At 53.0% G+C, this 14,987-nt stretch carries 10 protein-coding genes and 3 pseudogenes; 3 read left to right on the forward strand and 10 right to left on the reverse strand.

From position 1 onward, the window contains the following. Positions 1 to 283 precede the first annotated feature (283 nt). Together MW898_RS21220 and MW898_RS21225 are read left to right on the forward strand one after the other, a co-directional pair. Complete coding sequence (locus tag MW898_RS21220; RefSeq protein WP_248910300.1) at positions 284 to 1,210, forward strand: NADP-dependent oxidoreductase; 927 nt, start codon at positions 284 to 286, stop codon at positions 1,208 to 1,210. A 373-nt stretch (positions 1,211 to 1,583) separates the two neighbouring features. Continuing rightward, positions 1,584 to 2,750, forward strand: coding sequence for an MFS transporter (locus tag MW898_RS21225; protein WP_248910301.1), 1,167 nt, complete (start codon positions 1,584 to 1,586; stop codon positions 2,748 to 2,750). An 85-nt stretch (positions 2,751 to 2,835) separates the two neighbouring features. Here MW898_RS21225 and MW898_RS21230 read toward each other — a convergent pair whose 3' ends face one another. From MW898_RS21230 to MW898_RS21270, 8 genes and pseudogenes are all read right to left on the reverse strand, one after another. Next, complete coding sequence (locus MW898_RS21230) at positions 2,836 to 3,522, reverse strand: uroporphyrinogen-III synthase (RefSeq protein ID WP_248910302.1); 687 nt, start codon at positions 3,520 to 3,522, stop codon at positions 2,836 to 2,838. Positions 3,523 to 3,526: 4 nt separating this feature from the next. Continuing rightward, a pseudogene (locus tag MW898_RS26275) lies at positions 3,527 to 5,270 on the reverse strand (amino acid permease); the annotation flags it as partial. Between the two features lie 458 nt (positions 5,271 to 5,728). Then, complete coding sequence (gene gdhB / locus MW898_RS21245; protein ID WP_248910304.1) at positions 5,729 to 7,027, reverse strand: glutamate dehydrogenase GdhB; 1,299 nt, start codon at positions 7,025 to 7,027, stop codon at positions 5,729 to 5,731. 2 nt (positions 7,028 to 7,029) lie between these two features. Beyond that, complete coding sequence (locus tag MW898_RS21250) at positions 7,030 to 7,173, reverse strand: rubrerythrin-like domain-containing protein (RefSeq protein ID WP_248910305.1); 144 nt, start codon at positions 7,171 to 7,173, stop codon at positions 7,030 to 7,032. Between the two features lie 400 nt (positions 7,174 to 7,573). Further along, positions 7,574 to 10,447, reverse strand: coding sequence for a bacterio-opsin activator domain-containing protein (locus tag MW898_RS21255; RefSeq protein WP_248910306.1), 2,874 nt, complete (start codon positions 10,445 to 10,447; stop codon positions 7,574 to 7,576). 520 nt (positions 10,448 to 10,967) lie between these two features. Continuing rightward, on the reverse strand, positions 10,968 to 11,207 hold the full coding sequence (locus tag MW898_RS21260) for a cupin domain-containing protein (protein ID WP_248910307.1): 240 nt from the start codon (positions 11,205 to 11,207) through the stop codon (positions 10,968 to 10,970). A 551-nt stretch (positions 11,208 to 11,758) separates the two neighbouring features. Further along, positions 11,759 to 11,896, reverse strand: a complete 138-nt coding sequence (locus tag MW898_RS21265) for a hypothetical protein (RefSeq protein WP_248910308.1) — start codon at positions 11,894 to 11,896, stop codon at positions 11,759 to 11,761. A gap of 58 nt (positions 11,897 to 11,954) precedes the next feature. Further along, positions 11,955 to 13,436, reverse strand: a complete 1,482-nt coding sequence (locus MW898_RS21270) for an amidohydrolase family protein (protein WP_248910309.1) — start codon at positions 13,434 to 13,436, stop codon at positions 11,955 to 11,957. Between the two features lie 104 nt (positions 13,437 to 13,540). On the opposite strand from MW898_RS21270, the gene MW898_RS21275 reads away from it, so the two are divergent. After that, positions 13,541 to 14,218 carry a helix-turn-helix domain-containing protein gene (locus MW898_RS21275; RefSeq protein ID WP_248910310.1) on the forward strand — a complete coding sequence of 226 codons (678 nt, stop codon included), beginning with the start codon at positions 13,541 to 13,543 and terminating at the stop codon, positions 14,216 to 14,218. A 127-nt stretch (positions 14,219 to 14,345) separates the two neighbouring features. On the opposite strand, the pseudogene MW898_RS26280 reads toward MW898_RS21275, so the two are convergent. Both MW898_RS26280 and MW898_RS21285 read right to left on the reverse strand, forming a co-directional pair. Then, positions 14,346 to 14,492, reverse strand: a pseudogene (locus MW898_RS26280) (site-specific integrase); the annotation flags it as partial. A gap of 234 nt (positions 14,493 to 14,726) precedes the next feature. Next, positions 14,727 to 14,855 (reverse strand): annotated as a pseudogene (locus MW898_RS21285) (cytochrome ubiquinol oxidase subunit I); the annotation flags it as partial. Positions 14,856 to 14,987 lie beyond the last annotated feature (132 nt).

Raw genomic sequence — 14,987 nt, forward strand, 5'->3', positions numbered from 1 at the left:
CAGCATGGTCCCTGATTGCCTGGATATCGGTGGCAACGACGAACATATCCTGCCAATGAAGATCGAGTCTGGTGTTCTCAAGGTATCTGTTTCCAGTAGCGGTCCCCAAGCCTCCCATTGAATCATTGTTGAAATTGTTCGCAGGATCAGTTTGATCCCTCACCCTCCGATAATTGACTCTCTGAGATTCTGTAGTCCTGATAAGGAGTGGTTAAGTATCTGTAGTTCAGATCTACCTACTGAGGAATGATTTCAAGTGGCGGATAGAATGAAGGCTATTCGTATGCACGAATTCGGTTCACCGGATGTCCTCAGGTACGAGGATGCGCCCCGTCCGGAGCCTCTCGATGATGAAGTTCTTGTTCGGGTTCACGCAGCGGGCATCAATCCAGTCGACTGGCGGATTCGTCAGGGAATGCCGATGGTGTCGATGCTACCCGAGAATCCGTTTCCGCTCATTCTCGGTATGGACGTTTCGGGCGTCGTCGAGCAAGTCGGCGTGTCAGTCACTGGATTTGAGAGCGGTGATGCAGTGTTCGGTGTCAATGGCTTCCCGGAGTTAGGCTCCTATGCGGAGTATTCAGCAACATCTACTGAGCAACTAGCTCCGAAGCCCGAATCGCTTGACCATGGGGAGGCAGCTGGCGTGCCGGTCGTCACGCAGACCGCCTGGCAAGCGTTATTCGAGTATGCTGATTGCACGGCCGACCAGCGGGTCTTAATCCACGGAGCAGCCGGTGGTGTCGGACACATGGCAGTCCAGTTGGCGAAATGGAAGGGGGCAGATGTAATCGCCACGGCATCGGGGTACAGCGAAGAATATCTCCGAAATCTAGGAGTCGACGAGTTCGTGAACTATCGCGAAGAGCGCTTCGAAGCAGTGATTGACGACGTCGATATCGTGGTAGATACAATCGGGGGTGAAACCCAAGAGCGTTCAGTCGATGTGCTCACTGAGAACGGAGTTCTCGTTTCGGTCGTCGGACAACCATCCGGAGCGCTCGCCGGCGAACACGATATCGATGTGGCGGTGGTAAGTGGACGTTCGAATACGCCGTCGCTCCTAACCACGATTAGCGAACTGATTGACGCTGGGGAAGTGCGCCCCACGATCAGTGCTGAAATCCCGCTCGAAAATACATCTCGCGCACACGAAGTGGGTGAAACAGAGCACGTACAGGGGAAACTCGTTCTCAGAGTGGTATCCTAACAGCTCAACTTCGGACGCCCACGTAAGCCAACTCGACGGGCTGGAGTTGGTTGGAAATCGGCATTTAAGGTGTACAGATAGTGTTCACGATCTCGGTCTCAGCCGTAGCCTATCGACGATACTCGTCTCGTTGGATCAAGACGAGACAGACGCCAGAGTTCCCTGCTAGTCGTGAATCATGTGGTGAGATTCGACGCATCGGAGTACAGTGAGATAAAATCGGCAGTCAAAGCCGGTGTGATCTGCTTCCCTTCTGAATCCAGTGAACCATTAAGTAAATTGTGAAATCTTCCCCCCGATACTGATTCAGTGCGACCACCATCCTGTAGCGGATGACTTACAGGGTGCAATCACCGAGAGACTAGTAGAGCGAATGGAATGGATACGGAAGCTCCGGAACTCGCCGGCAGCAGCGGTGATCTTTGCGAGTACACTCGTGGCTGTCATGGGTGTCTCACTCATCAGTCCTGCACTCCCGGCGGTGCAGGAGGCGTGGAGCATTTCGGAGGCACAGGCCAGTCTCTTGCTATCGGTGTTTACACTGCCTGGGATCGTTTTCACACTCCCGATTGGGCTGCTGACCGACCGAATCGGTCGAAAACCGATTTTGATCCCGGCGCTCATTGTCTTCGGACTCAGTGGAGGTGGCATCATATTCATCTCTGATTTCACCCTGATTCTCGCACTGCGAGCGATTCAGGGAGCGGCGAGTAGTGCGATCACGATGCTCACGGTTACGCTCCTCGGGGATCTCTTCACCGGTGAGCAACGGCGGATGTTGATCGGAACCAACGCGGCGATTCTCGCGGTAGGTGCTGCCGGATATCCGCTACTCGGCGGTGTGCTCGCTACACTCGCATGGTCGGCTCCCTTCGCGTGTTTTCTCCTCGCGCTGCTCGTCGCTGTACTCGGCATAGCCTTGCTCGAGGAACCACAAAGGGACGAGAACAACTCGAATTCGAGTATCCGTGAGTTCCTCACTGGACCCACCCCGATGACTCCCTTCGTGGTGCTCTATCTCGCAATCTTCGGTATATTCATCATCCTCTATGGTGCGCAACTCACCGCCGTTCCGTTCTTGCTCGCCAACGAATATCACCTCTCTTCAGCGGGTATCGGTCTGCTCGTGGGATTACCCGCGGTTACGATGGGAGTGACTGCGATGCAGGGTGATCGCGTGCTTCGATCGTTCACGAGTTTCCAATCGATCGCGCTCGGATTCGTGAGTTACGGGATCGGACTCGTCGCCGTCGCCATCGCGGACTCTATCTATATTGTCGCTGGCGCACTCTTACTATTCGGCCTTGGTCAGGGCCTCGCAGAACCGATTACGGATACTGCACTCAACGAACGAGCACCAGACGAGTTTCGCGGGAGTATCATGAGCATCCGGACGAGCGTTCTCAGACTCGGCACGACGATCGGCCCGCCGCTCAGTGTCGGGGCTGCAACGGTGTTCGGATACCAACGAACACTGTTGGTATCTGGTACCGGTGTTTTCATCATTGGAATGACTTGGTTCACCGTCAGGAGTTTATAATATCTCGTCCCCTGGATCCTTAGAGACGAAGCGAAGTTACTGCTGTATCTCTCGAATGTGGTTCACTGTATCCTCGGCCAGCCGCCTAAAATCTGCTCTGGCTGGTATAATGTCTACAGAACCTCCGTGTCTGCGGACAGCACGCTCTGTCTGCCCCAATTGCACCAATAACCGTCTCCTCTGGCTCGGATTGCAGCGGGGAGAGAGCGTCACGTTCGGTAGCGATCTCAAAAAAATGCTCGACCGTCTTCGGTGACGTGAACAGTATGCCGTCTAATTCACTGTCTACGGCGAGTTTAACTGACTGGCTGGCAGTATCTGGTCGTTTCAAGCGATATAGATGCGTTTCATGAACAGATGCACCAGCTTCTTCTGGCCCCCGAATCAGTACATCACTTCCGTGTGCACTGCGAGCAATCTCCACCGTATTTCCTTCAACTTCGTCTGCCAACTCTTCGACGAGTCCAGTGGAAGTAAATGTCGAAGGAATCACGTCGACTGAATAGCCGCAATTTCGTAAGACAGTTGCTGTCTGGCGACCTACTGCACATACTGTCGTCCCATCTTGATACCATCCCTGCTCCTCAGCGAGTTCAACCCCGGTCGGACTAGTGAAGATGCAACATTCTACCTGCTGTGGAGCCTGCCCTGTTGGAGAAATGGACAACATTGGATCTGCGATTGGCGACATTTCCAGTGATCGAAGATAGCAGACGGCTTCGTCGATCCGCGTGTCGTCAGGGCGGAGGACAGCCACCTTCGGCTTAGGCATAGTCGTCGCTGATGAACTGACGTCCTTGAGAGAGGGGTGTCTGTCGTGGTACAGTGATGACGTTCATCACGAGGATTTCACCACTACGATCCTCCACGATATCGACTGCGGTTCGCATAAGCTGGGACACATTTTCGGGATTCGCGATAGGGACAACGAGCTGTTGGTCCGCATTCGACGGTGCCTGTTCGGCAACGACCGTCGGTGTCTCCTCTTCAAGCTGCACGGTTTCCTGTTGTTTCGAGTAGCCGTAGTAGACCACTATTCCGAGTGCCATCCAGACGACCGTTACGACAAGCGCGTACAGTCCCTCATTCCCTGAACCAGGAGGAGTGAGGCCGACCGCTTCCAAACCGAGGACATACACGAGAAACGGCATGAGGGAAACGAGGAGGATCATCCCGATTAGCGGCGGCCACGGCATATACGGAATCTCGAAGGTTTGCGGCAGGTTTGGATGGGTATGGCGAATCTTGATCACCGTCCAGTTGACTTGCAAGAACAACAGAATGAACATGATATCGGCTGCCACGGCGACGCTTTCGATCGGTAACAGGACGGCCATCGCAATGATGAGAATCGTTGAGAACAGGAGTGCATAGTATGGCGTCTTCTTCTCAGAATGAATAGAATCGAAATTGTCGGGAAGCGCACGGTCACGCCCCATTGCGAATGAAACACGGCTCGATGAGTACACCGTGGCATTGAGTGCGCTCGTGGTTGCGGACATCCTGCGATTATGAGGAGTGGAACGCCGTAGGGCAAGAATTGGCCAGCTGCCCGAATGAGCCCGAGCTCACCGAGCTCGCCGAGGAGTTGCCAGACGAATATCTTATTCGGTGGCTGGTTGATACCTGCAATCCAGAGGACCTGTGATGTCACATCAGCGCCATCAATAGCGGCGAATGCGACAAACACGTAGATAGGAATGACAATTATGAGCAAATAGAATACCGCCTTTGGGATTGTTTCGCCAGGGTTGACGACCTCTTCGCCGGACTGAACGATAATCTCGTAGCCCTCGAATGCGATTATCGTAAAGCCCATCGCGCCGAGTATGTCGATAATTCCCTCCGGTGCGAATCCAGGGCGGTCGAGGAATATCGCCGGCCAGTTAGGCTGCTGGACCGTCGTTAACGCACCGAAGATATCGAAGAGACCGAGAATTATGAGTTTGATCGACGTGACGGCGATGGCTACCTTCCCCGTCTCTTCTGCGCCTCGAAAGTGGATATAGCTGAACGCGAAGATGATTATGACAGCAACCGCATTCTAAATCATGTGCCGCGTGATGAACCCGTAGAGCACGAAGTCGTGTGCAAACTGCTCGGGGAACACTACCAAGACAAAAAATTCAATGAAGAAGACACCGAAGGTCACGGCGTACAGTGAAGCAGCAACGGCATGCGCGAACCAACTCAACCATCCGGCGTAGAAGCCGTTCGGATTGACCAGCGCTTCTTTCACCCAGAGATACCCGCCCCCTGCTTCGGGGAACGCTGCCCCGAGTTCGGCGTAGGAGATGGCAATGAAGGTCGCGACAATCCCGTTGAGAACGAACGCGAGGAGGAGTGCAGGACCGGCCAGTCCAACTGCAAACCCGGTCAGCGCGAATACTCCTGCGCCAATCATTGCCCCGACGCTGATGAAGTGATATCGGCTAGACTCAAATCCTGGGAGAGTTCTGTTTCGACCTCTCCGGTCTGGTCAGCTTGATCGGTTTCCGTTTCCGATGGATTATCAGACATAGTGTCGATATGTCTCAAACGTACCGTTGGTCTTCTTCATCTCTGCGCTACGGCCCACCTAGGCCAGCGAGACATGCTTGGACCGGCCCGAAAGTGACCCGCATCGTGGCTGCCCCGAATCCGAATCCGATTAAACTCAGCAATATGACAATCTCCGCATTTGCATCCTTCACATCAACAAGTAAAGTGAGTAGTGTGAGCGACCCCGACATCAAACATATGAACGCTCCCGCCAGGAAACTCGATATGATAAAGAAGGGATCGGTAAAGCCCATCACTGCGAATTCAGGTTCGTAGATGCCAACCACGTTGAGTGTAAATCCGATGAACAGATATCCGAATAACCAAACTACGACAGCGACGGTGCCGAGTGATGACAGTCGGAATACTCGGAATAATCCTCGCTCAAGCGGGGTGGATGGCTGCCGGGTTCGCCTGAACGGAGGATGGTTCATCTGTTAGGGCCACAACCCCCGCGCCTCGTGAGCTTCGGCAATCCGTGAGAGTGCAACGATATACGCCGCATCACGCCATGTGATGTCACGCCGTTCAAACTCTGATCGAACCGCATCCCATGCGGCCTGCATCTCCACTTCGAGTTCGTCGTTCACCCGTTCGAGCGACCACGCCCGACGATTAATGTCCTGAAGCCATTCGAAGTAGCTCACCGTGACACCACCAGCGTTGGCAAGAATATCGGGAATCACTGTGATATCTCGCTCGGCGAGGATTGAATCAGCCGTGGATGTCGTCGGGCCGTTCGCACCTTCGACGACGAAATCTGCCGCGATTGCCTCCGCATTCTCCTTTGTAATCACGTTCCCAAGAGCGGCTGGAATGAGAACGTCAACGTCGAGCGTGAGCAGCTCATCGTTTGGAATGACATTGTTGGCGTACTTCGTAACGGCTTCCGGCTCTTCGTCGTGCGAGGGGACTGCGGCTGTATCGATACCCGCTGGATCGTACATGGCTCCATTCACGTCGCTGATCGCGACGACTGTCGCTCCCCACTCGTCGAGTAGACGGGCAGCATTCGCACCAACGCTCCCGTAGCCCTGGATTGCGACCGTCGTCTTCTCGAGTTGGCGGTCATAGTACTCACAGACGAGCCGCGTGACGATCGCAACGCTCCGTCCAGGTGCTTCTTCACGGCCTTCACTGCCACCGACCGCCGGCGGCTTCCCAGTAACAACGCCTGGTGTTGTTTCGTCTTCCTGCATACTGTAGGCGTCCATGATCCATGCCATTGTCTGGGCATCTGTTCCCATATCTGGTGCCGGGACATCCCGATTCGGACCGATGACACTGCGAATCTCCTCTGTAAACCGGCGAGTGAGTCGCTCCTTTTCTCCGGCACTCAGCTTCTTCGGGTTGACGACAACGCCACCTTTCGCTCCACCGAACGGGAGATCCATGACGGCACATTTCCACGTCATCCACATCGCAAGGCCCACACATTCATCGTGAGTCACATCGGGATGGTATCTGAGTCCGCCTTTGTAGGGACCGCGCACGCTGTCATGTTGGGCACGATACCCGATGAAGACATCAACAGCGCCATCATCTCGTTCGATAGGAACAGTGACTTCGTGAATTTTCGCGGGATATTTGAGCCGTTCGACGATATTCGAATCGATATCGAGTTGACTGGCTGCATGAGTGAGCTGGCGACGAGCTGTTTCAAGTGCTGATTCGAACTCGGATGAGTCAGCTGAGCCCACGGCTGTCGTTGGGTTGTGCGGTGAGTTAGCAGTCATGGTTATTCGATTGGTGTACTACGGTTTCGCATGGGACTACTACAGTCAGGGCATCGTCCAGGATTCGATTCCTTAATCACGATTGTGCCACAGTTGAAGCACTCATATGGCGTTTCAGCGGTTGGATCGTAGTCGACATCTCTCATCGTCGCTTAGTGGTATGAATTGTTCAAGGATGATAATATCCCTTAAATAATCAACATAGGTCATGATTAGACGTTTGTTATTTAACCCCTATGAGGTAGCATCTCGAAATGTTCACTTATACTTATGCGTCGTGAAGGTGATGAGAGACGTCAATAGACATGCTGGTAACTCCGTAAGAGACGTACGAGGGGCGCAAACGCGGGTCTACGTCTACAGGAAGAGAACGAACCGGCCACCAGTGACGAACAGAACCCCTGTCATCACGACATTGAGGATTCAATCCCACATGCTTCCCGCTGAGCGATTCATTGCTTCATATTTCCCATGAAAACGTGTTATTCTGTAGAATAAATGAACCAACAATATAACTCGATGATTTCCAAATATCCCATTAATTATTTAGCCAGAAGTGGCGACGGCAGGGAGGCCGATCTCGTCAAACAGGGTCGAAAATAGTTTTCGTTGCACCGTTCGGACGTGCCGATAGAATGCTGGTGGCGAAATCCCAAGCGTCTCTGCAACCTCTTCGCCTGTCCTCTCGCGTGGTGATTCGAAGAATCCACTATAGTAAGCTGTTTGGATTACCTCGAGCTGTCGGTCAGTTATCTGTTCCAGAAACTGTGAATAGAGAGTGCGGGACGAGGTACGATCGAACGTTTGCTTCGACCGAAGTTCTACATCCTCGAATGTTTCAATGAGGAGTTGATTGATATGGCGAACGTCGACACTGCTTGGGACGTCAATGACGAATGTCGCGGTCTCACCGTCAGCTGTGCTATGTCGAAGGACAGCCCCGTGATCGGCCAAATCAAGCGCGAGGAACGGCTGGGAGAGTTGAAGCCGGAGTATCGCTTCATCGTCATCTTCACTGATCGGATGAACATCGTCAATCGCTACCAGTTCCTGTGCAGCGGCTACAACAGTCTCAACAGCAGCATCCGTCACAGAGACGAACACATATCCACCGTTGGCGGTCTGTTGGACGCCACCTTGGTAGGTAAGAGTACATTCCGCACGGTGGGCAAGCCGAGCAAACACGAATGTTGGGTCGTGGACCTCGAATTCAAGCCGGGTATTCGAGGTCGTCAACAGCGCGTTTTTTCGCTCAACAGCACTGGTGGCCGACGCAATCGTCTCACCCAGTTCTGCCAGAACAGCTTGCGACCGCTCATCGAACGCATCCGATGTCCCCGCATAGACTGTCAGTAGCCCGTATTTGAACTCATCGTAGGCCAGCGGCACGCTGAGAACCGAGAGATAATCACGTTCGAGGGCTTTTTTTCGCCACGGTTCTTGGCGAAGCCGATCGGCCACGTTCGAAATTTTTGTAAGCTCTTGGGTGGTTGCGGTTCGCCCCGCCGGATCTGCCTCTTCTGTTCCGACGGGGAATGATACGCTATCCAAGTAGCCCTGTTCAGCACCAGCCCAGGCTCGTGGCTGTACCGTCTCGGTGGTCGGATCAGTTATGCCTATCCACGCAAAGCTGAACCGATTCTTGGTCGTCAGCAGGTCACAGACGGCGTGCTCGATCTCGTCACGCGTCTCTGCCTGCACGAGTGCCTGATCAATCTCGCGAATGATCTCATTAATCCGGTTGAGTTGAGTGAGTTGACTATTTCGCTGCTGCAGTTCGCGATCCTGTTTCCGCAGCCGACTTTCACGAGTCACCCGATCAAGGGCGGCTTCGGCCGTCGCCGCGAGCAGGTCAGTAAGTTCCTGCAAAACCGCGTCGAACTGTCCGACGATATCGGATGCAGCAATGAACACTCCGTGCTCGCCGAGTGGGATATATGCTCCGCTCCGAATCTCCGTTGCGAGATTCTTGAGCCGATCAGAATCATGTACATCGTCGAAAAAGCGAGCCTCATCCTCAACGAAACTGTAACCCACGAGACTCTCGCTGTCGGTATGGAACGTTGGGAGCGGGCCATTCAATCGTGTCATCCCGGTCGAGTAAGCGACCGGCTCTAAGACGTTCTTATCAGCTTCGTAGAGGTAGACAGCACTCGCATCTAGATCGAGGACGGTCGCGGCGTCCTCGACGATCACTTGACTAATCTCTTGTTTGGTTTCGGCATAGAGAAGTTCACGAGTTGTTTTATGAAGCGCAGCCAACGCCTCCTCGCGCTGCTTGCGCTTCGTAATGTCACGGCAGCTGTAGAGGAGCGTCCCGTCCTGAATGGAAACTTCCCGAACGTTCACAAGAAGGGTATGTTCCCGACCCGCCTTGTCTGTAGCGGTGCATTCAATGTTCTTTAGTACACCGTCAGCTGCGAGTTCATCACGGTCGAATAGCGTCTCACCGAGGAGGTGATCAATCGTCCCTACGTCGTGAATCTCATCAGCTGTATAGCCGAAAATGAAGTGGACATTCGGACAGACATAGGTGAATTCGCCTGTATCGTCAGTAATCAAGACCGTATCGGTCATGTTGTTGAGTGTGACACGGTGGAGCTTCTCGGACTCGCGAAGCTCACGCTCGAGCGTGACTCGTTCGGTGATATCTACACCTTCAACTATGATGGAGACGATTGTCTCGGTTTCATCTCGAACAGGCCGAACCGAGAGTTCAATCGCTTGTGACTCTCCCTCTGCGAACGTCCGCGTAATAACTGTCTGAGTGAAGTCACCGTCGATGGCCCGTTCGACGATCCGGCGGACATCTGCTTGTGTTTCGTTCGATTGCGTCCACCAAGAAAGTGTCCAGAAGTGCTCACCAACGACTGCTGCTGTGTCGGGCTCGATCATCTCGCGTGCGGTCTGATTTACTCGCCGCAGCGAGCCATCCGGACCGAGTACCCATGTCGCCGTTTGGGTATCGTGAAAGATGGCGTCGAACTGTCGTGCTCGCTCTCGTTGGGTGATGGTTCGGCGAGACGTACGCACAGCGTGTGTAAGACGGGTCAAGATGTCATCGAAGAACTCCTCCTGTGGAGTTGTAACGGCGATGTAGTCTGTGACGCCAGCTGAAGTCGCATCACTGGCAATCGCTTCACTGCCCGATGCCGTACAGAGAATCACAGGAAGCGTCGTCGTTTCAGTACGAATTGTCTGCAGCAAGTCGAGACCCGATCTCCCGTCAAGAGCATACTCGCTCACAACACAGTCTATTGAATGCCGATCAAGCACTGAGAGTGCCTCGTCAGTGGTTGCAACCATCTGAATCGAGGCAGTCGTGTGCGTTTTGAGGGCCTCGGAAAAAGGATAAACCCACTCAGTCGTTCCGACGAGAAGCACGTGAGTTGAATTCAATGTGCGGAATGACGGTGCCATTTCCCGGACCTATGCATCTACTCGGGTTTAATGCACCGCCACTCGAATTCCGAGTACACATTTCTGGCAATCCATTCGATAATTCCTGTAACCTAAAGCTGACTAGATGGACTCGTCATGCGCAGCCCCCGTGAAATTTAGATCTGCCAATTTAACAGTATTTTGATATTATCCGCACCGGTAGGGAGTTAGTGAGGGGATCAATGTCTATTGAGACACACATCTTCGAAAATGATTGATATTATCATTACAGGCATGAATGAATGTCAATACCTCACAAAGCGTCCTCAACTAACCGATTCTGGAGCCTGAATGCTGTGTCGAAACGGTTACAGCACCGATATCGGCGTGAAGTTTTTCGGTTACGTACGACGACCCCGAACTCGTGCGCGAGGTCGTCAATCATGCCAGATGGAAACCACGAAGTCATCAAAGACGTAACTGCATTTGAGGAGAGTTTCATTCCACTCTCTCCTCATTGGTTCGAGTTCAGATAGCTGTCGGCTTGCGGTTTATCTCCTTAACCGAATACGGATGCTGATTGGATGTAGAACACTTCTTCCTGATTAATGTGTCGATGAGACGAGTGGGCGAAGCTCTCTCCAGGTTTGAGTGTGCGGTGGTTGATTGTCAGGTCGGTGGTGTTGAGTGGTTCTGAAAGTGGACGAGCAGTGCCTATTGAATTTGCCACCGCTCCATCTAGGATGTTTTCGTCCGGTGACGACTGTGGCTCGATATCTTTGATGGTTACTTTCTCCATGGTCGAGACTTCACGTCATATGAGATTCGCGTACATTTTTAGCTACCGTGCTTCCTCTCACGATGATCGAGGGACGAGGGGTGGGAGACGGCTGATCAACTCTATCCCTACATCGATCAGACCGAAATACGCACTCGCTACGAACTGTTGAATCCATCGTATCCCCCATTTCACGTTTCTATCCAAACGTGAAATTGGAGTATGAAGCAGAACGGGACTGAGACAGGGGTCGTCGGTATTCAGACGAGAATGTCACTGGGTGCTGGTGGTCCTTTAAGTGATTCTGGCGATAGACTGGAGATATAGACGGGCTCCTGCTCTCTTCCACTATTTTGCGCACGCTCTTCTGTCGGAGATTGTTGATACGGATGTCAGTGGAAGCCAGTCTGTGGTACTCGGCTGTTGTCACTGGTCACAGTATCAAATACGGACCCGGTTCAATCGCCATGAACCGCAAAAACAGCAGTTCATCAACAATGTACCACGCATGAGCGTTCGTCCTAAATGTACCAGAAATAGCCCGACACCGAGAACAATCATAGTCCAGAAAGTTAACTGAGCAACGAACCTTGTTTCACAAGATTGTCCCAGTTTATGAGCCACGCACTAGCGAACACTACTGTCCGGCAGGCCGATGAGTGCTGGGAGAGCGTCGTGTTCATCTGCTCTGTATCAGGACGTTCGCTCATCATCGGAGTTTCCAGAAATATAAACCATGTTATTTTTTAACTCTGTTATGAAATTGTCTTAAATTCTCAGCTTCTCTTTGGTCGACTGGAGCAAGAGCTGAGCAAACATTTTCATGGGACCGCGTTTCGGGACATCGCGAAGCACTGAAAGCGTACTGGGAGTTTCGATTCCGTCGATGTTGAACGTCCACCCAGTGTCCGCTTCGAACTGTTCCATAGCGTCTTCGACCCGATCAACCACTGCCGGGGGATGAAACGTCTTCACATCCCCACCACGCATCACGGTGTTTCCGTCTACGAACGCCGTTTCCACGTCAGTAGGGTTCGTCTGATTCACTACGTGAGCGAAGACGTTGTTCACCGGCACAAACTTGGGGGTACCCAGATCAAGCACGATCAAGTCTGCCCGTTTGCCTGCTTCGAGACTCCCGATCTCGTCGCCGACATTGAGTGCACGAGCCCCCTCAATAGTGAGCATCCGAACTAGCTCTTTCGAGGTGAATTGTCCTGTCCCCCATTCGAGATTGGCTGCGAGTCGGGCCTGTCTAGCCTCCCCAAAGAAGTTATATGAGTCGTGCCAGTTGTGATCGTCGATTCCCAGACCGACATCGATGCTGGCTGCCCGGAGTTCCAGAACCGGAGTCCACTGTGCATCTGGGTCCGGATTCCAGTAGCAAAACACCGACGGACAGTGGGCAATCGAAGCATCTGCCTTCGACATGCGCCGAACGTCTTCGTCGCTCGCCATTCGGAAATGAGCGGCGATCAGTCGGTCGTCGAGTAATCCGACGTCATCGAGCAAGTCGAGTGAGTCCGCAGCGCCATTCGCCCGTGCCATCATGTTGCTCTCTTCGAGTTCGAGTAGGTGAGTGTGAACCAGCACGTCGGGATACTCCGCGGCGAAGTCGGCAGTCCGCTCCCATAGCTCACGGGTACACGTCCAATCGTCGTGGGGGCATATCGTCGCCCGTATCCGACCGTCATACGTTCGGTGATAGTCATGAATGAACTTCTGGGCACGCGTGAGCTGCTCGTCGAGAGGGATATCCCAGAACAGATCGGAGATGGGAGCGCCGAAAAACGCACGGAGTCCAGCCTCACCGAAGACTTCAGCGCCAAGTGTCGGACGCATATCCATCGAATTGATCATCGTAACACCTCCGTTGAGAAAGTTTAACGCAGCAAGTTCATAGCCCGCTTCGATAAGATACTCGAAGTCACCATCACCAATGCGGCTATAGACTGCGGACAGATAGATCCAGAGTTCGGCGAACCCCAGTTCACTAACGCCACCGATAAACGGTGTTAGTTCGAGATGAGTATGGACATTAACGAGCCCTGGCATGACGAGCTTCCCCGTTCCATCAATGACGAGATCCGCGTCGATATCTGCATCGCCGGCTACCGATGGGCGAATCTCGATAAGCTGTCCATCGTCGATGACAACTGTGCCCTTCTCGAACAGATCCTGCTCATCGTTGACTGTCAGTACGATGGCATCGTGGATGACAGTGTCTGGATGTGTAACTGAGGACGTCATACATCGGGATAGAGTTAGAGATGGGAATTGTTTCTGCGGGTAATCATCGGGGGGTTTATGATCGGGTGATGTTCCGCTAGAGATGATGCCCGTTGGAGGTCCCGATGAAACACATTCAAGTCACTGCCACGCCCGATCCGGATCTGATTCCGCATGTCTACGATGTCGTTTCTGAGTCTGAGTCCGTAACTGAACTGAGAGTCCTCGACTGGAATTTAGTAGCGGACGATATCAGTACACTGCTTTACGCGATAGACGGTGGCGCCACTGAATTTCAGAGGGCTGCACGTGACACAGCGGGATTCGATAGTGTTACACTCACGAATGTTGATGCGGCGACCTCGTACGCGCTCATCGAGGCTCGACCGTCTGCAATTCCGTTCTTCAACACGATCGTGACAGCAGTGGCCCGCGCAGGGATGATCCTGCGTAGGCCGCTCGTGTACCGGAGTAACCGTTCGCACGGGCATGTCGTCGGAAAGCCGGCTCCACTCCAAGCAATGTTCGACGAGGTATCGGACGGTATCGATGTCCACGTGACGGCAATCGGCCCATTCCCTTGTGCGGCGGAGGATCAGGCGACAAGGCTTACGAACCGGCAGCGGGAGATTATTGAAACAGCGCTCATGATGGGCTATTACGAACAGCCACGGAAAACAACGCACCAAGATATCGCCGATGAACTTGGGTGTGGATTGAGTACAGTCACTGAACATCTACAAAAGGCGGAAGATACGCTGGTTCGGTCGACAATCAACGACGAAGTTCACTACCGACATTGAGTATTGCTTAGTGGTCTGAAGTCAGGCAGGTAGATTGCTCATGCCCGAGTGGGCTCGAATCTATACAAACGAACAGATTGCGTTGTTTCGCTGTTGGAGACGGCATGACGTTTTTCGGGCAGATTTATGGGATCTCGAACGCTCTGAGCCCCACGTAGCCTCCAAGTTGGAGAATAAGATCATCGCGATGCGTGGCGGCCGATCGACACAGCCGGTCGAGTTCGTCGTCGGTCAAGCAGTGGCACGTCTCGTCGCCACAGGTGTTCTTGCGGATGTAGACCGTACTGTTCGTACCACCTTCGTCTGTCGAGACAGTTTAGACGTCGTCGGACAATTCTCTCTTGAGAACCCGACGGTGCTTGTGTTCGATCATCTCGGCGATGTAATCCTACATGACTTTGAGCGTGGCGATATCCTGCTTTGAAATCCTATCAGACAGATAATTCTAGAGCTATTGGATGAATTGGAGCAATTTTTCTATCATCTTCTCTACCTCTTATCCAACAGCCGTCCGGACCTCCTTCCACGTGAAGTAGATGAGGAAGGGCGCAAGCCCCATGCTCATCACGGGGAAGATGATGTGGATGATGGTGGTGATCGCAAACTGAAGTCGACTTTCGATCACGGGATCAATCACTGATATCACCTTCTCACTAACAGTTGGACGAATCTCCCGTGACCGTGAGAGAATTTGCCCACGTTGGATCGATACAGCAGTCTCCTTCGCTGATATCTCTCATCGAGATGGATATCACTGGGGACGCCTTAA

The sequence above is a fragment of the Halocatena marina genome (assembly GCF_023276375.1).
GTDB lineage: Archaea > Halobacteriota > Halobacteria > Halobacteriales > Haloarculaceae > Halocatena > Halocatena marina.

Coding starts and splice junctions, on each gene's coding strand:
- MW898_RS21220 (WP_248910300.1), top strand. CDS start 284: ATGCACGAATTCGGTTCACCGGATGTCCTCAGGTACGAGGATGCGCCC.
- MW898_RS21225 (WP_248910301.1), top strand. CDS start 1,584: ATGGAATGGATACGGAAGCTCCGGAACTCGCCGGCAGCAGCGGTGATC.
- MW898_RS21230 (WP_248910302.1), bottom strand. CDS start 3,522: ATGCCTAAGCCGAAGGTGGCTGTCCTCCGCCCTGACGACACGCGGATC.
- gdhB (WP_248910304.1), bottom strand. CDS start 7,027: ATGACTGCTAACTCACCGCACAACCCAACGACAGCCGTGGGCTCAGCT.
- MW898_RS21250 (WP_248910305.1), bottom strand. CDS start 7,173: ATGAGAGATGTCGACTACGATCCAACCGCTGAAACGCCATATGAGTGC.
- MW898_RS21255 (WP_248910306.1), bottom strand. CDS start 10,447: ATGGCACCGTCATTCCGCACATTGAATTCAACTCACGTGCTTCTCGTC.
- MW898_RS21260 (WP_248910307.1), bottom strand. CDS start 11,207: ATGGAGAAAGTAACCATCAAAGATATCGAGCCACAGTCGTCACCGGAC.
- MW898_RS21265 (WP_248910308.1), bottom strand. CDS start 11,896: ATGAGCGAACGTCCTGATACAGAGCAGATGAACACGACGCTCTCCCAG.
- MW898_RS21270 (WP_248910309.1), bottom strand. CDS start 13,436: ATGACGTCCTCAGTTACACATCCAGACACTGTCATCCACGATGCCATC.
- MW898_RS21275 (WP_248910310.1), top strand. CDS start 13,541: ATGAAACACATTCAAGTCACTGCCACGCCCGATCCGGATCTGATTCCG.